The organism is Arthrobacter sp. 10L424 (genome assembly GCF_056395325.1).
Genome location: NZ_JBFTJH010000011.1, coordinates 66787 through 90654, shown reverse-complemented (window position 1 = coordinate 90654; position 23868 = coordinate 66787). Strand labels below are relative to the sequence as shown.

16 protein-coding genes and 2 pseudogenes are annotated in these 23868 nt (G+C 67.1%); 8 read left to right on the top strand and 10 right to left on the bottom strand.

The features are described from left to right. Window positions 1-50: 50 nt before the first annotated feature. Window positions 51-164: pseudogene (locus AC1DC5_RS16820) on the bottom strand (ArsR family transcriptional regulator); the annotation flags it as partial. Between the two features lie 131 nt (window positions 165-295). Between AC1DC5_RS16820 and AC1DC5_RS16815 the strand changes: the two are divergent. Both AC1DC5_RS16815 and betT read left to right on the top strand, forming a co-directional pair. Next, window positions 296-2206, top strand: a complete 1911-nt coding sequence (locus tag AC1DC5_RS16815) for an FAD-binding monooxygenase (protein ID WP_476865904.1) — start codon at window positions 296-298, stop codon at window positions 2204-2206. Between the two features lie 104 nt (window positions 2207-2310). Then, window positions 2311-4617 (top strand): choline BCCT transporter BetT, encoded by a 2307-nt coding sequence (betT, locus tag AC1DC5_RS16810; protein WP_476865903.1) that lies wholly within the window; start codon window positions 2311-2313, stop codon window positions 4615-4617. 18 nt (window positions 4618-4635) lie between these two features. Here the strand turns inward: betT and AC1DC5_RS16805 are convergent, their stop codons facing one another. Both AC1DC5_RS16805 and AC1DC5_RS16800 read right to left on the bottom strand, forming a co-directional pair. Next, window positions 4636-5508: a prephenate dehydratase gene (locus AC1DC5_RS16805; RefSeq protein ID WP_476865902.1), complete on the bottom strand. Its 873-nt coding sequence runs from the start codon at window positions 5506-5508 to the stop codon at window positions 4636-4638. A 190-nt stretch (window positions 5509-5698) separates the two neighbouring features. Next, the gene (locus AC1DC5_RS16800; protein ID WP_476865901.1) at window positions 5699-7108 is read right to left on the bottom strand and encodes an aldehyde dehydrogenase family protein; all 1410 of its coding nucleotides are present in this window, start codon (window positions 7106-7108) and stop codon (window positions 5699-5701) included. 302 nt (window positions 7109-7410) lie between these two features. On the opposite strand from AC1DC5_RS16800, the pseudogene AC1DC5_RS16795 reads away from it, so the two are divergent. After that, window positions 7411-8805 (top strand): annotated as a pseudogene (locus tag AC1DC5_RS16795) (APC family permease); the annotation flags it as partial. A gap of 66 nt (window positions 8806-8871) precedes the next feature. Here the strand turns inward: AC1DC5_RS16795 and AC1DC5_RS16790 are convergent. Continuing rightward, complete coding sequence (locus AC1DC5_RS16790; RefSeq protein WP_476865967.1) at window positions 8872-9849, bottom strand: AraC-like ligand-binding domain-containing protein; 978 nt, start codon at window positions 9847-9849, stop codon at window positions 8872-8874. A 137-nt stretch (window positions 9850-9986) separates the two neighbouring features. After that, a complete protein-coding gene (locus AC1DC5_RS16785) occupies window positions 9987-10577 on the bottom strand; it encodes a TetR/AcrR family transcriptional regulator (RefSeq protein ID WP_476865900.1) in 591 nt (196 codons plus the stop codon). Between the two features lie 121 nt (window positions 10578-10698). On the opposite strand from AC1DC5_RS16785, the gene AC1DC5_RS16780 reads away from it, so the two are divergent. Together AC1DC5_RS16780 and AC1DC5_RS16775 are read left to right on the top strand one after the other, a co-directional pair. After that, on the top strand, window positions 10699-12621 hold the full coding sequence (locus tag AC1DC5_RS16780) for a primary-amine oxidase (RefSeq protein ID WP_476865899.1): 1923 nt from the start codon (window positions 10699-10701) through the stop codon (window positions 12619-12621). A 9-nt stretch (window positions 12622-12630) separates the two neighbouring features. Next, window positions 12631-13116 carry a hypothetical protein gene (locus AC1DC5_RS16775; RefSeq protein WP_476865898.1) on the top strand — a complete coding sequence of 162 codons (486 nt, stop codon included), beginning with the start codon at window positions 12631-12633 and terminating at the stop codon, window positions 13114-13116. Between the two features lie 284 nt (window positions 13117-13400). On the opposite strand, the gene AC1DC5_RS16770 is transcribed toward AC1DC5_RS16775, so the two are convergent. Together AC1DC5_RS16770 and AC1DC5_RS16765 are read right to left on the bottom strand one after the other, a co-directional pair. Further along, window positions 13401-16874, bottom strand: a complete 3474-nt coding sequence (locus tag AC1DC5_RS16770; protein ID WP_476865897.1) for a DEAD/DEAH box helicase — start codon at window positions 16872-16874, stop codon at window positions 13401-13403. A 236-nt stretch (window positions 16875-17110) separates the two neighbouring features. Further along, window positions 17111-17461, bottom strand: a complete 351-nt coding sequence (locus AC1DC5_RS16765) for a DUF3846 domain-containing protein (RefSeq protein ID WP_476865896.1) — start codon at window positions 17459-17461, stop codon at window positions 17111-17113. Between the two features lie 744 nt (window positions 17462-18205). Between AC1DC5_RS16765 and AC1DC5_RS16760 the strand changes: the two genes are divergently transcribed. After that, a complete protein-coding gene (locus AC1DC5_RS16760) occupies window positions 18206-19078 on the top strand; it encodes a DMP19 family protein (RefSeq protein WP_476865895.1) in 873 nt (290 codons plus the stop codon). 37 nt (window positions 19079-19115) lie between these two features. On the opposite strand, the gene AC1DC5_RS16755 is transcribed toward AC1DC5_RS16760, so the two are convergent. Then, window positions 19116-19685 carry a COG4315 family predicted lipoprotein gene (locus tag AC1DC5_RS16755; RefSeq protein ID WP_476865894.1) on the bottom strand — a complete coding sequence of 190 codons (570 nt, stop codon included), beginning with the start codon at window positions 19683-19685 and terminating at the stop codon, window positions 19116-19118. Between the two features lie 242 nt (window positions 19686-19927). Between AC1DC5_RS16755 and AC1DC5_RS16750 the strand changes: the two genes are divergently transcribed. Next, the gene (locus AC1DC5_RS16750) at window positions 19928-20428 is read left to right on the top strand and encodes a sigma-70 family RNA polymerase sigma factor (protein WP_476865893.1); all 501 of its coding nucleotides are present in this window, start codon (window positions 19928-19930) and stop codon (window positions 20426-20428) included. Further along, on the top strand, window positions 20425-21102 hold the full coding sequence (locus tag AC1DC5_RS16745; RefSeq protein WP_476865892.1) for an anti-sigma factor family protein: 678 nt from the start codon (window positions 20425-20427) through the stop codon (window positions 21100-21102). Before AC1DC5_RS16750 ends, AC1DC5_RS16745 begins: the two co-directional genes overlap by 4 nt. Before the next feature lie 66 nt (window positions 21103-21168). Here AC1DC5_RS16745 and AC1DC5_RS16740 read toward each other — a convergent pair whose 3' ends face one another. Further along, window positions 21169-22596 (bottom strand): NtaA/DmoA family FMN-dependent monooxygenase, encoded by a 1428-nt coding sequence (locus tag AC1DC5_RS16740; RefSeq protein ID WP_476865891.1) that lies wholly within the window; start codon window positions 22594-22596, stop codon window positions 21169-21171. Further along, entirely contained in the window at window positions 22596-23846 is a 1251-nt protein-coding gene (locus AC1DC5_RS16735; RefSeq protein ID WP_476865890.1) for an acyl-CoA dehydrogenase family protein, read from the bottom strand. The genes AC1DC5_RS16740 and AC1DC5_RS16735 overlap by 1 nt, the downstream gene beginning before the upstream one ends. Between the last annotated feature and the right edge of the window lie 22 nt (window positions 23847-23868).

Sequence of the window (23868 nt, the reverse complement as noted above, 5' to 3'; positions counted from 1 at the left end):
CCGGCCCCTGCGGCTAGTGTAGCTGCTCGCTGATTTGCCGCGCGGCTTCCAAGGAGGGCGGTGATGCCCAGCTGGTTGGCGAGGGTTGTCAGTTCCGGAAGCGCCGCCGTCTGCAGGTCGCGGGCCACGCCGCGGGCCAGTGTGGCCAGGCCACTATGGGGGCGTCACAAAAAAATCTTGCGCTTGCCCTTGGCCCCACCTATAGTCAATGCTGTAATTCGATATTAGAACATGTATTTCTATTATCGAACAACCGAAGCAACGGCACCTAGCCACAACGAAGTGAGGACAGCCCGTGCATTTCCACCATCACGGATACGTATCCGGTGACCCGCGCGTCCAGCCGGCTGCCGGCGTCGGCATCAACCGCCCTACCCAGCTTCCTGACGAGGTCGACGTGCTCATTGTGGGCACCGGGCCCGCGGGCATGCTCACGGCCGCGCAGCTGTCCCAGTTCCCGGGCATCACGACGCGGATCGTGGAGCGCCGTGGCGGCAGGCTCGCCATCGGCCAGGCCGACGGCATCCAGGCCCGCAGTGTCGAGACGTTCCAGGCCTTCGGCTTCGCGGAGCGGATCATCGCCGAGGCGTACCGGATCACCGAGATGGCCTTCTGGAAGCCGGACCCCGCGGACCCCTCCCGGATCGTCCGCAGCGCCCGCGCCGTCGACGACACGACGGGCATCAGCGAATTCCCGCATCTGATCGTCAACCAGGCCCGCGTGCTGGACTACTTCGGCGAATTCATGGCGAACTCGCCCAGCCGCATGGCGCCCGACTACGGCTTCGAGTTCCGCAGCCTCGAAATCGGCGAGGGGGAGTACCCCGTCGCCGTCACACTCCTCCACACCGCCGGCCCGGATGAGGGCCGGGAGCGCATCGTCCACGCCAAGTATGTCGTCGGCGCGGACGGTGCCCGGAGCAAGGTGCGGGAGTCGATCGGCTGCACGCTCGCCGGCGACCAGGCCAACCACGCCTGGGGCGTCATGGACGTCCTGGCCGTGACGGACTTCCCGGACATCCGCACCAAGTGCGCGATCCAGTCCGGCACGGGCGGCAGCATCCTGCTGATTCCGCGCGAAGGCGGCCATCTCTTCCGTATGTACGTCGACCTCGGCGAAGTCGACCCGAAGGACAACGGCGCCGTCCGCAGCACCACCATCGAGCAGATCATCGGCAACGCGAACGCGATCCTCCACCCCTACACGCTCGACGTGCGCAACGTCGCCTGGCACAGCGTGTACGAGGTGGGCCACCGCCTCACCGACCGGTTCGACGACGTCCTCCCGGAGGACCGCGGCACGCGCACCCCGCGGGTGTTCATCACCGGCGACGCCTGCCACACGCACAGCGCGAAGGCGGGCCAGGGCATGAACGTCTCCATGCAGGACGGCTTCAACCTGGGCTGGAAGCTCGGACACGTCCTGGAGGGCCGTAGCCCGGAGAGCCTGCTGTCCACGTACTCGGCCGAGCGCCAGGTCATCGCGAAGAACCTCATCGACTTCGACAAGGAGTGGTCGACGCTGATGGCGAAGAAGCCCGAGGAGTTCGAAAGCCCCTCCGAACTCGAGGACTTCTACGTCAGCACCGCCGAATTCCCGGCCGGGTTCATGACCCAGTACGCCCCCTCCATGCTCATCGGCGGGCCGGCGCACCAGGACCTCGCCACCGGCTTCACCATCGGCAAGCGCTTCAAATCCGCGCCCGTGGTGCGGGTCTGCGACACCAACCCCCTGCAGCTCGGCCACCAGGCCATGGCGGACGGCCGGTGGCGCATCTACGTCTTCGCCGACGCTGCCGCGCCGGGACAACAGGCTGGCGCGCCGTCGCCGACCGCGGACCTGGCCGCGTGGCTGGCAGACGCCACGGACTCGCCGCTCGCCGCCACACCCGAAGGCGCCGACCGTGACGCGTGGTTCGACGTGAAGGTGATCTACCAGCAGGACCACACCAGCGTGGACATCGGCGCCGTGCCGTCGGTGTTCAAGCCGCAGGTGGGGCCGTTCAAGCTCAACTACCCCGAGAAGGTCTACGCCACCGATCCGTCGGCGGACATCTTCGAGCTGCGCGGCATCGACCGCGGCGGCGTGGTGGTTGTGGTGCGCCCGGACCAGTATGTGGCCAACGTCCTGCCCCTGACGGCGACGGCGGAGCTCGCCGCGTTCTTCGCGCCGCTCCTGCAGGCCCGGAAACCGGTGGAGGCATGACGCCGGAAAGGGGCGTCTGGTGCCTGAGATCAAGGGAGGACGCCGCCTGCTGAGATCCCGCTGACCCGGCCCCGATTTCAGGCCGCGGAGTAACATGGGATTCCATGGCTGAAGAAGAAATCGTGCGGCGTGTTGCAAACGGACAATCGAATGCACCGATCCCACGAAGTCAGCTGGGGGGCACGGACCGCAAGCGCGGCGGCCAGGATTCCGAGAACCGGCCGCCGGTTTCCAGGCAGGAATTGAGCCGCGGGCCGGCCGAACTCATCGAGGAGCCGCGGCCGAAGATCAACTGGCGGGTGTTTATCATCGCGTCGGTCGTCATCATCGCTTTTTCCGTCTGGGCGATGGTGGTGCCCACCCACGCGCAGGCCACCATGAAGACAGTCGTGGCCTGGATCGCGGAAAACGTCGGCTGGTTCTACGTCCTGACCGTCACCGTGGTGATCGTCTTTGTGCTCTGGGTTGCGCTGTCCAAGGAAGGCTCGGTCCGGTTGGGCCCGGACCACTCCCGGCCGCAGTACAAGCTCTTCACCTGGGTGGCCATGCTGTTCGCCGCCGGTGTGGGCATCGACATGCTCTTCTACTCCGTCACGGGACCCATCACGCAGTACATGATGCCGCCGGTGGGCGAAGGCCAGACGGCGGCGTCGGCCCAGGACGCCGTGGTGTGGACCATGTTCCACTACGGCGTGGCCGGCTGGGCCATGTATGCGCTCCTTGGCATGGCGATGGGATATTTCGCTTACCGCTGGGGCATGCCGCTGTCCATCCGGGCGGCGTTGTATCCGCTGCTCGGCAAGCGCGTCCGTGGCGGCGTCGGCGACGCGATCGACATCGTCACCCTGGTGGGCACGGTCTTCGGTGTGGCCACGTCCATGGGCATCGGGGTGGTGCTGCTGAACGTCGGCTTCGCGTTGATCTTTGGCCTGCAGCAGGGGCTGGCCCTCCAGATCGCGCTGGTGCTCGTCGCCGTCGTCCTGACCATCGCGGCGTGCACGTCCGGCGTCGACCGGGGGATCCGCTGGATCTCCGAGCTGAACATCTGGAGTGCGGCGGCCATGCTGCTGTACATCCTGGTGACCGGGCAGACCTCGTTCCTGCTTAACTCCATGGTGGAGAACATCGGCCGGTTCCTGTTCACCCTGCCCGACCGCACCCTGCAGACCTTCGCGTACGAGGACGGCGGTTCGGAATGGATGGCCAGCTGGACCCTGTTCTTCTGGGCTTTCTGGCTGGCCTGGGGGCCGTTCGTCGGCCTGTTCCTGGCACGCATCTCCCGCGGCCGGACGCTGCGGGAGTTCGTGATTGCGGCCATCACCGCCCCGGTGCTGTGCGACTTCCTGATTGTGAGCATCTTCGGCAACAGTGCCATGCACGAGGTCCTGAACGGCAACACGGAATTCGCCCAGCTGGCCATGGACAGCCCGGAACAGGGCTGGTACGCGCTGCTGGCCATGTTCCCCGGCGCCGGATTCCTCATCGGCCTGGGCACGCTCTCCGGCCTCTTGTTCTATCTCACCAGTGCCAATTCCGGCGCCATGGTGATGTCCAATTTCTCGTCGTCCATCCCGGATCCGTCCCAGGACGGTGCCAAATGGCTGCGCATCTTCTGGGCGGTCCTCACCGCACTGCTGGCCATCGCGATGCTTGTAGCCGGCGGTGTGACAACCATGGAGTACGCCACCCTCATCTTCGCCCTGCCCGTGACGATCATCGCCTGGCTGGTGATGGCGTCGTTCTCCAAGGCACTGCGGATGGAGCGGGCCGAGCGCGAAGGCCAGGTCCTGCGCCGGCAGGCAACGGCGGCGCACGGCGGCCACGTACCCGAACGCACGTGGCGCCAGCGGCTCGCCGGGATGCGCTCCTATCCGTCCAAGAAGCAGGTGGCGCTGTTCATGGAAAAGACTGCGCAACCGGCGCTGGCTGACGTGCTCAAGGAGTTCACCAAGCAGGGCTATCAGGCCACCCTGGACATCGTTCCGAACGAGCAGACCGGGATCTCCAGCTACGCACTGGTGGTCACGATCCCGGACCACCGCGACTTCCACTACCAAATCCAGGCCGTGGAGGCTCCCGTGCCGATGTTCGGCGGCCGGATGTCCCGCGAAACCGACGTCTACTACCGGGTGGAAGTGTTCGCCCAGACCGGCTCCGAGGGGTACGACCTGATGGGCGTGACCCACCAGCAGATCATCGACGACGTCCTGGACCGGTACGAGGCGCACCTGGGCTTCCTGACATACTCCACCCAGCACGACTACGCCTCGGTGCTGACCCCGCCGGTGCCGCCGGCCACGGGATCCATCGTGGCGGTTGAGCCAGCGGCGGTTGACGCTGCCGCGGGTGACGGCGACGGCGACGGTGGAGGCCAGGACGGCCGCGGGAGCAGCACCGGGTCCAAGCCGTAGCGCGGCGCGGGTGCGCCCTTAGTTGCCGACCGGCTGCCCGGTCCGCTCCTGCCCCGTCCGGTATTCGGCGGCGGGGTAAACGCCCAGGATGCGCACCTCGGTGGTGAAGAACTCCAACTCCTCCAGCGCCAGCCGCAAGGGCAGGTCCTGCGGGTGCCCTTCGACGTCGGCCATGAACATGGTGGCAGCAAACTCGTTGCCCACCATGTAGCTTTCCAGCCTGGTCATGTTCACGCCGTTCGTGGCGAAGCCGCCCAGCGCCTTGAAGAGTGCGGACGGGACGTTCCTGACCCGGAACAGCAGGCTGGTCACGGCCGGTCCCGGCAACTCCTTGCGGGACAACAGGTCCTTTTCCGGGGCCAGGACCACGAACCGGGTGGTGTTGGACGGGTCATCCTCCACCCGCGAGGCCAGCACCTCCAGGCCGTAAATCCGAGCCGCGAGCGGGGGAGCGAGGGACAGCTTGGCCGGATCGTTCCACTCCCGCACTTCCCGGGCGGAACCTGCGGTATCCCCGGCAATGACAGGCTTCAGGCCGGCACTGCGGATCAGCTTGCGGCACTGGCCCAGGGCATGGATGTGGCTGTGGACCTCGGTGGCCCCCTCGATGGTGCTGCCGGGGATGCCCATCAGGTCGAAATGGATCGGCAGGAAGTACTCGCCCACGATCTGCAGACGGGACTGCGGCAGCAGGATGTGGATGTCAGCCACCCGCCCCGCGATCGAGTTCTCGATGGGAATCATGGCCAGGGCGGCCTCACCCGTGGAGACCAGTTCCAGAGCGTCCTCGAAGCTGGCGCAGGGAACGCTTTCCAGGTCGGGAAACATCTGCGCGCACGCAATATTGGAGTTGGCGCCGGGCTCACCCTGGTACGCAATCTTCTGGGCCATAGTCCGTATGGTGTCAGGGCCGGTGCCCAGCCGCCCAACTGCGGAGCATTAGTATCGCCATTCGGGCAGTGGCCCCGTTGGCGGCGGCCCGGAGGCCCAGGGCGACTGCAGCGGAAATCGTGTCCCGACGCTCGCGGAGGGCGGGGCCTGCCGCCCCCGCCCTCCGCCGTCGATCTGTCCGCGCCTGGACTCAGCCGTTGATGACCTGCGGGACACCGAGGGCCTTGAGGCCGTCGACGCCGAATTCCAGGCCGTAGCCGGACTGCTTGGCTCCGCCGAAGGGGATCCGCGGGTCCACGGCGCCGTGTTTGTTGATCCAGACGGTGCCGGCTTCGAGGCGGGCCGCCACCTTCCGGGCGCCTGCCGCGTCGGAGGACCAGACGGAGGCGCCGAGGCCGACGTCGAGCGCGTTCGCCATGATGACCGCCTCGTCCACGGTGCCGTAGCGGATGATCGGAAGGGCGGGACCGAACTGTTCCTCACACACGAGCGGATTGTCGTTGCCGATGTCGGCCACGAGCGTGGCGGGGTAGAAGTGCCCGGGCTGGTCCGGAGCCGGGTTGCCGCCGAGAAGGATCCGGGCGCCCGATTCGCGGGCGGCCTCCACCAGCCGGGCCACGACGTCGTACTGCTGGCGGTTCTGCAGCGGGCCGAGGACGTTGTTCTCGTCGAGGCCGTTCCCCATCGGCATGGCGGCGGCGACGCTGGTGAGTTCTTCGCACACGGCGTCGTAGATGTCGGTGTGGACGTAGAGGCGCTTGAGCGCCGCGCACGTCTGGCCGGTGTTGATGAAGGCGCCCCAGAACAGGCCCTCGGCGATGGCCTTCGGGTCGGCGTCGGGCAGGACGATGCCGGCGTCGTTGCCGCCGAGTTCCAGGGTGAGGCGTTTGACGGTGTCCGCGGAGGATCTGATGATGGCCTTGCCGGTGGCGGTGGAGCCGGTGAACATGACTTTGCCGATTCCGGGGTGTGCGGCGAGGGCTTCGCCGACGTCGCGGCCGCCGCTGACCACGGTCAGGAGGCCGTCCGGGAGCTCTTCGTTGAGGACCTTGGCGAGGGCCAGGACGGACAACGGGGTGTATTCGGAGGGCTTGACCACCACGGCGTTGCCCATCCGCAGGGCCGGGGCGATCTGCCAGACGGTGATCATCATGGGCCAGTTCCAGGGCCCGATCGCGCCGACGACGCCGATGGGCCGGTAGTGCAGTTCGGCGCGCGTCTCGCCGTCGTCCACCACGGTCTCGGGGTCCAGCGGGGTGCCGGCGGCGGCGCGCAGCCAGGCGGCACAGGCCCCGACCTCGAAGCGGGCGTTGGGGCCGTTGAGGGGCTTGCCCTGTTCGCGGGAGAGCAGGCGGGCCAGTTCCTCGGCGGAGCGTTCGACGGCGTCAGCAGCCTTCAGGAGCGCGGCGGACCGGGCGTCGTGGCCCAGCGCCGCCCACGCCGGCTGGGCGGCTTCAGCGGCGGCGATGGCCTGCTCGAGGTCCTGCACGGTGTGAACCGGCGCCTCGCCGACCGGCTCCCCGGTGGCGGGGTCGAGGATGGTCCGGCCCTGGCCGGTGGCGGGGGCAATTGAGGCCAGAAGAGCGTCGTAAGTTTCCATGGTGCACTCCACATCGAGTAGTTGAAGAAGGGGCAGGTGCGGCGCAGGATGGTTCCAGAGCGGCCGACCTGACATCTCCGAGTCTCTCCCGGCGACGGGCACGCGGTCTTGTCTTTGCGCGAACTGCAGTTGACTCCGTGCGAAGGGTTGCTGGGGCCCGGGCGCCATTGCGCTGTGGGACAACAACCGGTCGCTGATCGACAAGAAAGTGACGTGGGCCACCTGCGAGGCTGGTTTGCACGGTGCCATTCACCTTTACGGGCGCACCTTTCCCCACACTCATGACCGTTAAGAAGGATCCGATGAGTATTTCAAATTCCGAGTCCCGGACCGCAGAAGCCACCCCCCGCAAGGAGCACTCCACCGCGCTACGCGCAGGCAGCGTCGGAGTCATGGGCATTCTCTTCTTTGTCCTGTCCGCCCAGGCGCCGCTGACCGGGATCGTCGGCGCATCACCGCTGGCTGCCGCCCTCGGCAACGGGCCCGGCGCGCCCGGGGCGTACCTGGTGGTGGGCATCGTCATCATGATCTTCGCCGTCGGATTCGTCGCGATGAGCCGCAGGATCCAGGCCAACGGCGCCTTTTACGCTTACGTAACCGCCGCCTTCGGGCGGAAGATCGGAGCAGGAGCTGCGTGGCTGGCGCTCCTCGCCTACGGTACCGTCCAGGCCGCCATGTACGGTCTGTACGGCGCGGCCTTCTCGGGCCTCCTCGCGTCCGCCGGAATCGTGGTGCCCTGGTGGCTGCTGGCCATGATCACCATGGCCGGGGTGCAGGTGCTGGGATCCCTCAATATCGAACTCGGGGCGCGGGTCCTGGCGATTCTGGTGGGTCTGGAAGTCGCCATCCTGTTGATGTTCGGTTTCACCGTTCTGCTGCACGGCGGAGGCCCGGAAGGGCTCAGCCTGGCGGCGTCCTTCTCGCCCCAGGCGATCGCCACCGGCGCCCCGGGCGTGGCCATCATGTTCGCGGTCGCGTCCATGTTCGGCTTCGAGTCCACGGCCATTTACTCGGCCGAGGCCAAGGATGCCCACCGCACGGTGGCCCGCGCAACGTACCTGTCGGTGGGGGTCATCGCGGTGTTCTTCTCCTTCATTTCCTGGATGCTGGTCAGCTACTACGGACCCTCGCACGTGATGGACGCCGCGGGCGCGGCCCTCGATTCGGGCGATTCCACCGCCTTCGTGCTGACGCCGATGGTGGAACTGTTCGGCCCGTGGGCCGGAACGGTCACCGGCATCCTGCTGGTGACGTCCCTTCTCGCCGGCATCATCGCATTCCACAACGGCATCAACCGCTACCTCCATTCGCTGGCCCTGCGCGGGTCGATGCCCGCAGTCCTGGCGCGGACCAACCGGCACCGGGCCCCCGCCGTCGCCGCGCGGATCCAGACTGCCCTCGCGTTCCTGCTGGTGGCGCCGTTCGCCGTGCTGACCCTGGATCCTGTCCTGACGCTCTTTTCCTGGTTCAGCGGCCTGGCCGTGGCGGCGCTCCTGGTGCTGTACATGCTGTCGTCCCTGGCCGTGGTGGCCTACTTCCGCCGGGAACGCGTGGCCGGCCAGGTCTGGCAGACGGCCCTGGCGCCGGTGCTGGCCACCGTACTGCTTGGCTGGGTCCTGTTCCTGGTGGTCAGCAACTTCACGGCGCTGATCGGCGGCAGTACCGAAACCGCCCCTCCCCGCTTATCAGTCCGTCCGCGTATCAGTCAGAATGTCAGCCCGCCGGCGTCCCGGCCGGCGGATTGTGTCGGCGGTGGGCGCAGGTCAAGCGGAAGCGCCGCGGCGCCAGTCGCTGGGGGAATCGCCGAAGGCGTCACGGAAGGAGCGGCTGAAGTGGGCCGCGTCGAGGAAGCCCCAGCGTCCGGCGACGGCGCCTACCGGCAGCCCGGCCAGGAGCGGATCCCGCAGCTCCCGGCGCGCCCCCTCCAGCCGCTGGGTCCTGATCCAGCTCGCCACCGTGGCGCCGGATTCGTGGAAGACGTTATGCAGGTGCCGGGTGGAGATGAAATGGGCGGCCGCGATGGAAGCCGGCGACAGCAGCGGGTCGGCGAGGTTGGCGTCGATGTACTCCCGTACGGAGGCCGCCAGCAGGGCCTGCGGACGCATCCGGTCGGGGGACATGTCCAGCTCCGCGTGCAGCATGGTGGACACGAGATCCAGGGCATTCGTGGCGAGGCGGGACCCGCTGGGGCCGCTCAGCGCATCCAGGTTCTCCGCGAGGTGGGCGATGAACGGCCCCACGATCGCGGCGAGGCCGCCGTCGGAAGCCATCCGCACGGCGGAGAGCTCCGCGATGCAGTCCGGCGGCAGGGACAGCGCATCCCAGGGAAACATCACCACCATGAGCCGGGCGTCACCCTCGAAGGCAAGCGTGTAAGGGCGGCTGGTGTCATAGATGGAGAGATCTCCCGGATGCAGGACTGCCTCACGGTTGTCCTGGATGAGGAGCCCCGTGCCCTGCAGCTGGAGATTGAGCTTGAAATACCGCTGGTTGGACTGCGCAATCAGGGCCGGCGTGCGGTGGACCTCATGGCTCGTCGAGGAGACCTCGACGAGTGCCACGCGGTCCAGCCTGCGGGCCCGCATGCGTCCGCGGAAGGTCTCCGCATTCCGGCTCGAGGCAGCCAGCGGAACGAACGATTCCGCGACGAGGTGCCGCCAGTGGTCGAAGGATTCTGCCGTGCTGGTGCGGATGTCCTGTCCGGCGGGACTGGGCGAGGGGCGGACTGCAACTGCGGTCATCGAAGGTCCTGACGCCGTCGTATTTCTGGGACTGTCCTCTAGGAATGTGTCCTGGGGCACAGTCCTTTCAGGGTAGCGCCGCAGCTCGCCGGTGTCATCTTTTTTCGACAACCGGCGAAAAAAGATTGTCCGGGGACCTAGCAGGACAGCAGGGTGAGGAAGCCCTCCAGCTGGTCGTTCAGCCCGAGTTCCACCTGGCCTTCCGGGGCGAGTGCCGCCGCGATCTGTGCGCCGAGGAGGAGGTTGAGCAGCTGACCTGCGAGTGCGGCGTCGTTGACGCCGGTGGTGACGGTGCCGGCCTCCCGCGCCTCGGCAAGGTACTGCCGCATCGCCGCAAGCCACTGCGCCATCGAGTCCCGGTGGATCCGCGCCTTGCCGGGGTCGTTGATGGCCTTCTGCCAGAACGGGATGACAATCCGGGCCTCGTTGATCCGCTCCTCATCCAGGGGCAGCACCTCGACACAGAATGCCCGCAGGGCCGGGAGCCCGGCCTGCCCGGCGGTGACCTCGGCGATGCGCTCGTTGGTGCGGTTGAAGACATGCCCGAAGGCGAAGGTCAGCAGGTCATCCTTGGTGGGGAAGTACGGCTTGAGTGCCCCGTTCGCAAAACCGGCCTCGAGGGCGATCTCCCGCATGGTGGCACTTTCGATCCCGAGCCGGGCGATGATCCGCCATGTGGCGTCGACGAGTTCGAGCCGCCGCTGGTTGTGGTCGACAATCTTTGGCACCGGACAGTTCCCCAATTTTCTTGCGTCGGACTCTTGTGGCACAGCTTACATTTCCGTATTCTCTACAACTATAGAAAATAAAGTTCCGACCCGCCAGGGTCCCCGAACGAAGGCCGTCATAATGACCGCACAAACCGACAACCGCACCTCGATTAGCCCGTACAGCCTGGCCGCAGACGCGGAAATCACTGCAGTCCAGGGCATCCTGCGGGCGGCGGGCCTGCTGGGCGAGACCAAGCGCATAGCGTACCTGGGTCTGGTGGACCCCGCCAGGAACGCGCCGGCGGGAACCGAAGACCGCCGGTTCCGGGTCTTCCTGCACGATGTGCGCGGGGGAAAGCCCGCTGACGTGACCGTCTCGCTGTCCAGCGGCGCGGTGATTTCCGCTGTCGAGCTGGACGCGGCTGTGACCGGCGAGCTGCCGGTTCTGGAGGAGGAGTTCGAAGTTGTCGAGGCGCTCCTGGCCACGGACGAGCGGTGGCTCAAGGCCCTGGCCGCCCGCGGCCTTGACGTCAGCAAAGTCCGCGTCGCCCCGCTGTCTGCCGGAGTGTTCGAGTATCCGGAGGAAAAGGGCCGCCGGATTCTCCGCGGCCTGGCGTTCATGCAGGATTTCCCCGAGGACAGCGCCTGGGCCCACCCCGTGGACGGTCTGGTGGCGTACGTCGACGTCGTCAGCAAGGAAGTGACGCAGGTGCTGGACACCGGCGTCGTCCCGGTACCCGCGGAGCACGGCAACTACACCGATCCGGAGCTCACCGGCCCGCTGCGCACCACGCAAAAGCCCATCAGCATCACCCAGCCGGAGGGTCCCAGCTTCAGCGTCACGGGCGGGAACCACGTCGAGTGGGAAAAGTGGAGCGTCGACGTCGGCTTCGACGTCCGCGAAGGCGTGGTGCTGCACAATTTTGCGTTCCAGGACGGCGACAGGAAACGGAGCATCATTAACCGCGCCTCCATCGCCGAGATGGTGGTCCCATACGGGGACCCGTCGCCAATCCGGTCCTGGCAGAACTACTTCGACACCGGCGAGTACCTAGTGGGCCAGTACGCCAATTCGCTGGAACTGGGCTGTGACTGCCTCGGCGAAATCACGTACCTCAGCCCCGTCATCAGCGACGCCTTTGGCAACCCCCGGGAGATCCGCAACGGCATCTGCATGCACGAGGAGGACTGGGGCATCCTGGCCAAGCACAGCGACCTCTGGACGGGCATCAACTACACGCGCCGCAACCGCCGTCTGGTGATCTCCTTCTTCACCACGATCGGCAACTACGACTACGGCTTCTACTGGTACCTCTACCTCGACGGCACCATCGAGTTCGAGGCCAAGGCCACCGGCGTCGTCTTCACCTCCGCCTTCCCGGAGGGTGGCTCGGCCAACATCTCCCAGATGGCCCCAGGCCTGGGCGCCCCCTTCCACCAGCACCTCTTCAGCGCGCGGCTGGACATGGCCATTGACGGCTTTACCAACCGGGTAGAGGAGGAAGACGTCGTCCGGCAGCCCATGGGGCCGGGCAACGAACGCGGCAATGCCTTCTCCCGGAAACGCACAGTGCTCGCCAGGGAGTCCGAGGGCGTCCGTGAGGCCGACGCCGGAAGCGGCCGGACCTGGGTCATCTCCAACCCGCAGTCCCTCAATCGCCTGGGCGAGCCCGTGGGCTACAAGCTCCACTCCGGGAACCAGCCCACACTGCTGGCAGACCCGGAGTCCTCCATCGCCCGGCGCGCCGCTTTCGCCACGAAGGACCTGTGGGTCACCCGGTACGCTGACGACGAGCGGTACCCCACCGGCGACTTCGTGAACCAGCATTCCGGCGGGGCGGGTCTGCCGGCCTACGTTGCCCAGGACCGCGAGATTGATGGCCAGGACATCGTCGTGTGGCACACCTTCGGCCTGACCCACTTCCCCCGTCCCGAAGACTGGCCCATCATGCCGGTGGACACGGTGGGCTTCAAGCTCCGGCCCGAGGGATTCTTTGACCGCAGCCCCGTGCTGGATGTGCCCGCGAGTGCACAGCCGGCCGGCGGCCACTGCCACGGCTAGCCCGGCGCCGTGACCGTCGTGCGAGGATGGGGCCGCCGCTCCGGCATGGTCCTGCATCCGCGGATCTGCGCCGCTGTGACGGCGGCGTCGTGCCTCGCGCACCTGTGGCTTGTCGCCGGGAACCAGCACGGGACCTGGCTGAACCTGCTCATGCTCGCCATGGTGGCGGTGTGTGTGCCGTGTGCCGTTCATATCTGGCGCCACGGGCGAATCAGGTCCCTTCGCCAGGTCATGGCCTCGGCGCTGGCGATGACCGGGGTGCACGCGGTCCTGCTCCTCGGCACCGGTCCCGGGGCATCTGGCCACCCCCACCCTGGCGGCGCTGCACCGGCAGCCGGGGCGGCAACTTCGGGCGCCGGCATGCTGCTGGCGGTCATCGCACTGGAAATGACGACGGCGTTGTTCGCCGCGACGCTCCTGGCCCGGCTCCGGCGGCGCTCCTGCACCGGGGGTGTTCGCGCCGCAGGTGAGGCCGTGCCGGCTTACCTGTCATGAGGGTTCCCGAACTCCAGGACCACACGGGCTGACTGCCGGGATCATGGTGACGCTCCCGCCCAGTTACTTCCGCCCGCAATTCCACGCACGCGCTGTATCCCGCGGAATCCCGCGGTTTCCGGGCGCGGAGATGGGGTGCGGCACCGAGTAACTGGGCTGGAGCGTCGCGACCCGGAACCGCTCCGGGGCGCGGGCTGAGCCCCGCAACACGGAGTCAGATCCGGTCCATCCACGGGGTTTTACCGGCGCTATGTGACCCCGCGTTGCTGTTTGGATGGACCGTGTCAGTCGGTGAACAGGCCGGCCAGGTCCTCCGCGGTGAGCGTTCCGCCGGACAGCGCGTCACCGGACATGACGTCGGCGAACAGCTGGGATTTCCGGGCCTTGAGCGCCATGACCTTTTCCTCGATGGTGTCCTTGGCGACGAGCCGGTAGACCATCACGTTCCGGGCCTGCCCGATCCGGTGCGTGCGGTCCACGGCCTGCGCCTCCGAGGCCGGGTTCCACCACGGGTCCAGCAGGAACACGTAGTCCGCCTCCGTCAGGTTCAGGCCGAACCCGCCGGCCTTGAGGCTGATCAGGAACACCGGTGCGGCGCCGTTCTTGAACTCATTGACGACGTCGGTGCGGTTCCGGGTACCGCCGTCGAGGTAGCAGAACTCGATGTTCTCCTCGACAAGCCGCTCGCGGACCTTGCCCAGGAAACCGGTGAACTGGCTGAAGATGAGGGCGCGGTGACCTTCGGCCACGAGGTCCTCGAGCTGCTCGAAAAGCACGTCGAGCTTGCTGGACCGGACGCCGGACAGCGAGGGATCGATCAGGGAGGGGTCCAGGCTGAGCTGCCGCAGCAGCGTGAGGGACTGGAAGATGGTGAAGCGGTTCTTGTTGACGTCGTCGATCAGGCCCAGGATCTTCTGGCGCTCCCGCTGCAGGTGCGTCTGGTAGACCTTCTGGTGCCGCGGGTTCAGCACGACCTCGAGGATCTGTTCCTGCTTTGGCGGCAGGTCGTGGATGACCTGTTCCTTGGTGCGCCGCATCATCAGCGGACGGACCCGACGCCGGAGCTTGTCCAGCTGCGCCTTGTCACCGTTCTTTTCGACCGGCTTCTGGTAGTACTCGGCGAACCGCTTCGGGCTGGAGAAGAGGCCCGGCGCGACAATCGAGGTGAGCGCCCAGAACTCCATGAGGTTGTTCTCCAGCGGGGTTCCGGTGATGGCCAGTTTGAACGCCGCCGGAAGCTTCCGTGCGCACTGGTAGGCCTTCGACTGGTGGTTCTTGACGAACTGGGCCTCGTCCAGGACCAGCCCGGCCCATTCCTTGGAGGCGTAGGCCTCGTAGTCGATCCGGAACAGGGCATAGGAGGTGATGACGATGTCCGCACCGGCCATCGCCGCTGCCGGGTCCGAGCCGCTCTTGGCAAACGTTTCGCCGATGGCCCGCACCGTGAGGCCCGGGGCGAACCGTGCGGTCTCAGCCTCCCAGTTGCCCACGACGCTTGTGGGGGCGACGACGAGGAAGGGCGCATTGGGGGCAGCGGCGGGGGACTCCGCGGCGGCAGCGCCGCCGTCGGACGCTTCCTGCCCCGCGGCCGCATCCTTGGCGGCGCAGATCAGCGCCAGTGCCTGGACCGTCTTGCCCAGGCCCATGTCATCGGCCAGCACGCCGCCGAGTCCGTGGCGGTAGAGGAAGCTGAGCCAGTTGAAGCCCTCCAGCTGGTACGGGCGCAGCTCGGCGTTGAGCGTTGCCGGCAGCGGCAGGCCCTTCACGCCGCCTTCCAGGAGCCCGCCGACAGCCTCGCGCCAGGCTGCGGCCTGCTGGTCCACGATGCCGAGCTGGGCCAGTTCGTCCCAGAGCCCGGCCTGGAAGCGGCTGATCTGCAGGGGCGCATCCTTGTTGTCCTGGAGTTCCCGGGCCTCTTCAATGAGGGCGCGGAGCTGGTGCAGTTCGGGCAGGTCCAGGGAGAAGTACGCCCCGCTGGGGAGCAGCATCTTGGTCTGGCCGGCCGCCAGGGCCGAGAAGACGGCCGCGAAGGACACCGGCTGGCCCTCCAGGGAAATCTGGATGCCCAGGTCAAACCAGTCACGCTGCTCGGTGGCCTTGGTGGAGATGGAGACGACCGGCGCCTCTTCGGCCTCGCGGTAGTCGGCGATCTCGCCAGCGGTATCCACAGTGACGCCGGGAACGTCGCGGAGCCGGGGGAGCAGCTCCTCGGTGAAGGCCAGTGTGTCGAGGCCGCTGAGTTCCGCCGAAGCCGCCAGCCGCGGTGTTCCCCAGCCGCCGGTGGCCGACTCGCCCAGGGCCGCCACCACGTCCCACGGCTGCCCGACCGTTTCGAGGATCCGGGCCTCGGCGGGGTCGTCCCGGTAGCCGTGATCGCCGGGGTGGCGCCACAGCGGCTGGGCCGTGACGAGCTTGCCGGACTTGTAGTGCCACTCCCAGTGCAGCCGGACCCGGTGGTCGGCGCCGTAGTTCGCCAGCAGCGACAGGGTGGGAACGGCCAGCTGGGGCAGTTCCACGGACTCGTCGGAGGCCGTGACCCGGGCGCTCTGCTTGAGCTTAGGGTAGAACCCTGTCAGGAACCGGCTCTCGTCCCGGGCCGGAATGTGCAGCGTGGTACCGGCGGTGACGAACGTCAGGAGTTCCTCGCTGAGCCCGCTCTCCAGCGGTGCGAGCGTAATAATGGAGTCTCCCGGCGCGACGCCGGGCAGGGCGTCCGCCCCGGAAGTCAGGAAGATGCCGTGGGCCGGGCGCCCGATGGTCCCGACGGAGGCCGGATCAACCACGTCCCCCTCGACCGTGATGGTGGGGGCGAGCGACAGCCCTCCGTCGTTGCTGCCGGCTGCAGCCGGCACGACGTCGTCGGCTGCCTCCGCCGGGACCGGCGCGGTTCCGTACCGCGTCAGATTGAGTCCGACGGCGGCCGGCTGCTCAACGAGCCGCACGGACTCCGGACCCCGGCTGTGGACCAGGGCCACGCCGACTTTCCGGGCCTGGGCCAGCAGGCTCCACAGGTTCTTGCCGGCATAGGTGTTCAAGCCCAGCCACAGTCCGGTCCCGGCGTGCTGGCGGTTGGCCTGGGCGGTGTGCGCGGCCAGGAACTCCTGCATCCACTCGACGTGGGCCTCGTTGCATTCGCGCCGGTAGCTGAGGTAGCTCAGGGTGTTCCAGGAGACATCGCCCCGGATCCATTTGCCCTTGGCGCCCATGATCACGGGACGGGCCTTCAGCTGCCGGACGCTGCGCAGCGGATCGCGGCGGCCGGTGTAGGAGAAGTGCGGGGCCGGTTCTTCGATTTCGAACTGGAGCGCCAGCGGGATGCCGTTGGTGGACGCGGTGATTCCCGGCTGGGCGATCAGCGGGCTGAGGGCCTGTTCCCAGTCCGGGACCTCCAGCGCCGGGACCTGCCGGGACAACCGGCTGATGTCAGCGGGAGCGAGGAGCTGGACCCGGATCGCGGGGTTGTCCTCGGCGGAGAACAGCAGGGCGGCCACGTGCTTGCAGTCCTTCCGGACCGGGCAGCTGCAGACGCCCACGGTGCAGCTCCAGCCGCCCGCCTTCCGGACCAGCTTCGCCGTCGTCGAATACGGCGCATCGGCGCCGCCCCGCACCTTGCCGAGCATGAGGCCGGTGGCGGCGTCGAAGGAAATCCCGGAAACGCGGCTCCCCATGGCGTAGGCAAGCCCGGCCGCGAGGGAGCGGTCGTTGATTGCGGGAGTCTGTATCGCCAGTGCCGCACTCTCGTCCGGATGGGATGGCATGTGCGCACTACTTTCAGCAGTTGGTCATCTGATCCATCTTAGCGAGCCGGGCGGGGCCCCTCGAACTCAGGGGCCGGCACGAGGGCCGTGGGCGGGTGCTTCGTCTGCTGAACTTTGACCGGCGGCGCGTCACGCGGCGAAGTGGACTCCCCGGCAACTGCCGCTCAGGCGGATGACCACGCGGACCCGGACGTTGGTGGAGCCAGTGGCCTAGCTCCGCGAATTCTTGCCAGGGGTCAAGCCGCCAACGCTGTGTCGAAGAGGCGCTCGGCCAGCCGGAGCAGGTGTGCAGGTGCAGCCGCGTCGTCGCCGTTGTTTCCGTTGCCAAGGAAGACAACCGTCCCGCGGACGTTCTCATCGAGCCGCAGGCCTGCTTCGCGGATCAGCACCTCGGCCCGGGCGTTCAGCGGCAGGGGGATGGAGTCTGCCTCGTCGTTGAGATAGACGTGCCAATCCACAAAAGTGATGGCCCCGACGCTGCCTTCAACCAGGGTCTGCCGTGTCGCCAGAGAAGTGTCGATCTCTTCGGCACGAACGGGGTGGCTGAAGCGGGCCGGAATAATCAGGGCGGTATGGGTCTGGCGCATGACTGGGTCTTTCTGTGTCTCAACGATCGGCAATTTCCGCATGCTTCAAAAGCGGTCCAGCCGAGAATCACCCGGCGCCCGTCGCAGCATTGTGAAGCATCAAATATCGGTCGTGTAGTTTGTATAAAACCGTCTTGACGCGAATTTGGAAGTTTTTGGCGGTTGTTGCGGGCAGCCGGCCGCGGCTAGGAGTCTCGCGCCCGGCTGCCCGCAGTTCCTTCAACGCGTAGGGCCCCAGCCCCCGGGCGCGTTGTAGGCGCGTTTCCGCCCGCAACCGTGGCTGCGTGCGGATGGTGCGTCACGGCCGAAGTGTCACCGCTGGTTTTTGCGCGGCTTTGCGAACAGACTTTCGCTGGATTCGCTTTTTGCCTTTTTTTCGGCTCTCTTTTCGAGAATCGACTTTCCCGTTTTTTTGGCACTGCTGCTTCTGGGAGACTTTCCTGACAATGGAATCACGCCTTTCTAAACGCTATCTACCCATCACCATACCCACTTATATTTTAAATGCCAGTCCGCGGGTTTACAGGAAATTGCGGACCGGTCTCGGACACAAAAAAAGCGCACGAAATTTGCCCGCCCGAACGATGGCGCACCTTGAAGCATCCCGCCACGAGTCGTTGTCCCGCCGTCCCGGGTCACCCAAACTTCGCCGGACGTTCAGCTCCGGCTCAACCGCGGCGCCAGCCGTGCAACGTACGTTGAAGGGGATCGGAGCGGCACCCGCCTAAGCAGTGAGGATTTTCCATGAGCAACGGCCTTTCCACCACCCTTCCCGCCACCGGATACGCGACGGTTCTGCCGCGGGAGAGCATCAACGGCAGCGACGCGGACGTGGTCGACGCGAACGTGGACGTGGTCAACCTGATGTACGCGGAGCTGCTCGACATCGAGGAAATCGCCCCCAGCGCCCTGGGCAGCTACTACGTTGACTTCTACCTGACGCAGTGTCTGGGCGGCGGCTTCGCCCAGTACGTGTTCTCCGCGCCCGAGCGCGCCGAGATCGACGCCTGGATCCGGGCCGGGCTGGAAGGAATGGGGGCCGCCGCGCACCTTGACCTCTTCAACCGCAGCGTCGCTGCCTTCGACTCCCTCTCCGAGGAGGAAGCAGACGCGTACCTTGACGGGGACACGGACCTCGAAGGCGACGCCGACGGCGGTGTCCCGGACGCCGTCCGCCTCCTGGAAGAGCTCGACGGCGACTTTGAAACGCTGCTGGAGACCGAAAACATTGTCGCGCTCAACGCCGCGTGGCTCCGGAGCCAGGCAGACCTCCTCGTCCTGGGCGATGAGGAACTGGACCGCCACATCGCCGAGCGCGTGTCCCGGATCCCCAACCTGGCGGAGCGCCAGGCTGAGGCCGCCGAAGATGACCTGCTCGACACCCCGGAATTCGAGATGATCATCCGCGAGCTGTGCGCCGTGGCCGGGCACACGCTCCAGAAGATCACCATGGGCGACCCCAACTACGAGCACGAGGGCCAGACCGCCCTGGCGTGGCATTTCACCACGGACCAGGGCGAGTTCCTCATGCTGGACGATGAGCAGGAAGCGGTCATGATCCACCCGGACACCAAGGAAATCCTGGCCGCCGTCGAGTTCGAGGACGCCGACGGCTGAGCCCTGCTGTCCGGTGCCCGCCGCCGACCGTCCTTCGTTAGTACCCGGCGGCGGCGGTGATCATGTCACCGGTGGGGGCCACGAGGTACCAGACGCTCCCGACGCCCTGGCCGGTAATGTCCCCGGCAGCAACATCCTTGGCGTATAGGTACACGGGCATTCCATTGATGGTCAGCTGCTTCTTGCCGTTCGGGGTGGCAATCGTGCCCACGGTGCCGGTGACGCCGTCGACCGTTGGTGTGTCAGCGGTGGCGAGGACCGGAGGCCACGCGTCGAGGCAGCCGCCGGTGCAGGCGCTCTTCCCGGAGTCCTTGACGTCCTTTGTGTAGTAATAGACGCTCATGCCCTTGCCGTCCACCACGATCTTGCCGGCGGAGGAATCCGCCACCTTGAGGTCCGCCGCGGCAGCGGCCGGTGCCGACGTCGAAGCGGGACCCGACGCCGAGGCGGGGCCCGACGTCGACGCGGTAGCCGACGAGGGGCCCGCCGCGCTGGTTGGCGCCGCCGTCGTCGTCGGGGAAGTGGTGGTTCCGCTGCTGCCGGCACAGCCGGAGAGTAGTGCGGCGAGGGCGAAAGCGGACAGGCCAATGCTGAGGTGCTTCTTCATCTGCTGCTCCTTGACTCGAATGCTCCATGACTCGAAGGCACCGTGAAGCGAACCCCCCAGCTGGTCCGGCGGCGCTAACCGTTACGACGCCTCCGGGGTAAGAATGGTTCAGGGCTGCACCGGACCGGGCCCCGCAACCGGTGCACGTGAACTTTTCCGGCGATCAGCACGTCGTAGGGGCAGAAGCGCGAGCCGAAGGGCTGCGGAACCGCAAGGGGAACCGCAGAGAAGGGTGGACGGTCATGCCGCTGGACGAAGACGTCGTGGCTGCGATTTACCGCGACCACGGACCGGCACTCAGGGGCTTCGTCCTTAGCGCCTGCCGCGACCCTCAACTTGCGGACGACATCGTGCAGGAAACCGTGCTGCGGGTCTGGCAGCAGGCCCCGCACATCACCGGAAGCATGCGGAGCTACCTGTTCCGGACCGCCCGCAACATCATGATCGACAACTACCGCAAGGCCCAGCGCCGGCCCCGCGAGACGACGGACCGGGACCTGGCCGACCCGTCCGGCGGCGCGGAACGCGTCGACGAACTCCTCAACCGGGTCCTGATGGAAGAGGCGTTGCTGCGGCTCAGCGCGGAGCACCGCAACGTCCTGGTGGCCCTGCATTACCGCCGCTATACCGTCCAGGAGGCATCGGTCAGTTTGAATATCCCGAGTGGAACAGTGAAGTCCCGGGCGTTCTACGCCGTACGGGCCCTCCGGACAATCCTTGATGAAATGGGGGTGCAACGGTGAGTGCTACTGACCCGCACCAACTGCTCGGCGCCTATCTGCTGGGCGGCCTGGAGCCTGACGAGGCCGCCGCCTTTGAGCAGCACTTGGCCCGTTGCACGGATTGCCGGCAGGAGCTGGACGAACTGGCCAGCCTCCCGGCGCTGCTGGACGCGCTCCCGGTGTCCGACGCCGTCGCCCTCGGCACGGCGGCCGGGCGGGAACCGGTGCCGTCGGTTCCCGCGCCGGCTGCCGTGCCGCGGCGGCTGCTCGACGAGCTGTCCACGCGGCGCCGGAAGGTCCGGCTCCGGTGGACCGCCGCCGTGGCTGCGGCGGCGGCGGCGTGCCTCGCCCTCGGGATCCTGGCCGCGCCGCTGGTCAACCCGCCGCCCAAGCCGGACGCCAGCTACTCCGTCCAGGCCGGCGACGGGCTGCAGTTCACGGTGGGCATGGTCAAGAAGACGTGGGGCACCGAGCTCGCGGTCGAGGGCCGGAGCCTGCCGGTGGACGGCACGCTTTCACTGTGGGTGAAGGACAGCGTCGGCGGCGAAGAGCGCGCCTGCGCGTGGACGGCCACGCCCAGCGGCAGGGTCAGGATCACCGGGGCCACGCCCCTGCAGCTGACCAATATCGCCAGCGTCGAGATGCGGGACGGGCAGCAACAGACCATGGCCGTCATCGCCGTCCCCCACGGCTAGCGGCGGCCGCGACCACACGATCGTGGTCGCGGCCGTCCGCTCGCTTGGTGCCGGGGCAGTATCCGGCTAAGCCTGCACCGGAGCCAGGCCGTTCGCCTTCACTGTTGCTGCTGCCGACAGCTCGCTGAAGGCACCGCGGTACCGGGTTGCGGGGTGGGTCGGCTCGAGCTTCGGGCCACGGCCGAAGACCTTCTCACGCAGGGTGCCCGGCGCGTACTCCGTCTGGGCCAGGCCGCGGCGCTGCAACTCGGGCAGCACGCCCTGGATGAAGTCGGTGTAGGACCCGGGGATGATCTGGTTGATGATGTTTACACCATCGATCCCGGCATCCTGCCACCGTTCCAGTTCGTCCACGATCTGTTCGGGCGTGCCGGCGATCTGCTGGGCCTTGGCCCGGTATCGCGCCAGGTCACCAATGGTCGGCTTGCCGCCGGGCACGGATGCAATGGCCGCCTGAAGAACGCCTTGGGCGCCCTCGGTCTCGATCTCGCCCAGCGGGGTATCGAGCGGGAGACCACCGAAATCGACGCCGATCCCGCCGCCGATGTGCGCGATGATCGTGTGGAGGTCCAAGTACTCGTCGTATTCGGCCTGCTTGCGGTCGACCTCCGCCTCGGTGCTGCCGATCACGAAGGACAGTCCGCCGAAGATCTTGACGTCGCCGGCGGCCCGGCCGGCGGCGGCTTCGAGGGCCCGGATGGAGGTGGTTTGCTTCTTGACGTAGTCAACGTTGGGCGCAAAGAGGAACGTTGCCTCCGCGTTTTCCGCGGCGAATTTCTTGCCGCGGGAGGAGCTCCCCGCCTGGAACAGGAAGGGGGTGCGCTGCGGGCTGGGCGCGACAAGGTGCGGGCCGTCAATGGAGTAACGGGACCCGCGGTGGTTGATCTTGTGGACCTTGGCCGGGTCCGCGTGGATGCCGCGGACCTTGTCGGCCAGCAGGCCGTCGTCGTCCCAGGAACCCTCCCATAGCTTGTAGACAGCCTCGGTGTATTCCTCGGCCCAGTCGTACCGGTCGTCGTGCGGAGTGAGCCCGGCGTTGCCGAAGTTCCGGTGGGAGTTCTCCAGCACACTGGTCACGATGTTCCAGGCGACACGTCCATTGGAAATATGGTCCAGGGTCGAGAGCTGACGGGCCAACTGGAACGGATCCGACTGGATCACCGAGCTCGTCATGGCCAGGCCAATATCCTTGGTCACGGCGGCCAGCGCGGAGCAGAGCACCAGCGGATCGTTCGAGGGGACCTGAAGCCCCCGCTCCACCAACGAGGCCCAGCCGCCCTCGTGGTCGCCGTACAGCCCCACGACGTCGGCGAAGAACATCGCATCGAACTTTGCCTCCTCCAGCTCGCGGGCCAGGTCGACCCACAGCTGCAGCTCGTTGAAGCGGTGCTGCTGCGCCTCCGGATGCCGCCACTGACCGCCCAGGATGTGGGTGGTTGTGTTCATCACGAAAGCGCTCAGGAGCAGCCGCGGACGTTCGTCAAAGGTTCCCATCAGGAATCACTCCCCTGGATCTGCGTAGTTGCCTGGACCGCGTCGCCGATGCTGTGCAGGCCCGTGGGAATGGTTCCGTTGATGTGATAATCGCCGACGGAGCGCGCCTTGAACACAGCAGGGTTGTGCGTGGCTACCGTCCGGGCGTTGCGCCAGTGCCGGTCAAGCCCCTTGCCCCGGCTGGTCGACGAAGCGCCGGTGACATCGAACAGCTCATTGGCGGCGGCCAGGATGAGACCCGGGACCGTCACATGGGCCTGCTGCACCCCGAGCTCGGCCCGGACGAAGGCGGCCTCCTCATCAAGTCCGAGGGAAGGGTCGACGGCGGCATCCAGATCGCGTGCGGCCGCCACCACGACGGACCGGGCGGCGTAGACGCCGGCGGCGATCTGGCCAACGCGTTCCTGAATCAGCGGATCGGTCCGGAACAGCGAACCTGATCCGGTATTGAAGGTGCGGGTGCGCTCGCGGACCAGCGCGCTGGCGTCGCGAAGCGCCGCCTGGCCGATTCCGACGAGCACGGCCAGCAGTACGAGCTGGAAGAAAGCCGGTTCCAGCGTGCTGGTGACCTTGCGCTGGATTATGTCCCCGGCGTCGACCTCCACGTCCTCAAAGATGGCCGTTCCGGTGCCGGTGAGCGGCTGCCCGAACCCGTCCCAGTCGTCGAGGATCGTGACTTTGGGGTCGTCCACACGGACCAAGGCGTACTGGCGGCCCTCACGGCCCTCCGTGCTCGCCATGACCACGACCCAGTCGGCGAAGATGCTGCCGGTTGTGTAGTACTTTTCGCCCTTCAGCAGCCAGCGGCCCCCTTCCTCGCGCAGCTTGGTCTGGGTGGTGCCCAGCGCGTTGCCGGAGCGTTCCGTCGCAGCGTTGCCGAAGATCTCCCCGGCCAGGACCCGGGGGAACCAGCGGTTGCGGAACTCGACCGGCTGCAGGGCAATCGTTTCCACGAACGAGAAGTGTGAGCGCAGCAGGTGTGAAACGTTGGAGTCCGCGGCGGCGAGTTCGATCAGCAGCCGGCTCAGGTGCTCATAGCTGACGGGCTCCCCGCCATGCTCGGCGGGGACCCGGATGGTGGTGAAGCCGCTTTCCTTCAACCAGGCGACGGGCTCGAACGGCAGGACGCGGCTGGACTCGCGTTCCAGGGCACCTTCCGCGATCCGCGCGAAGACATCCTGGAAGCGGGCGGACAACTCCGCGTAGCGGGCCTCCCCGCTGAGTTCTCTTACTTCTGTCGGGACAGTCATCATGTTCCTAACGTTGAACGGG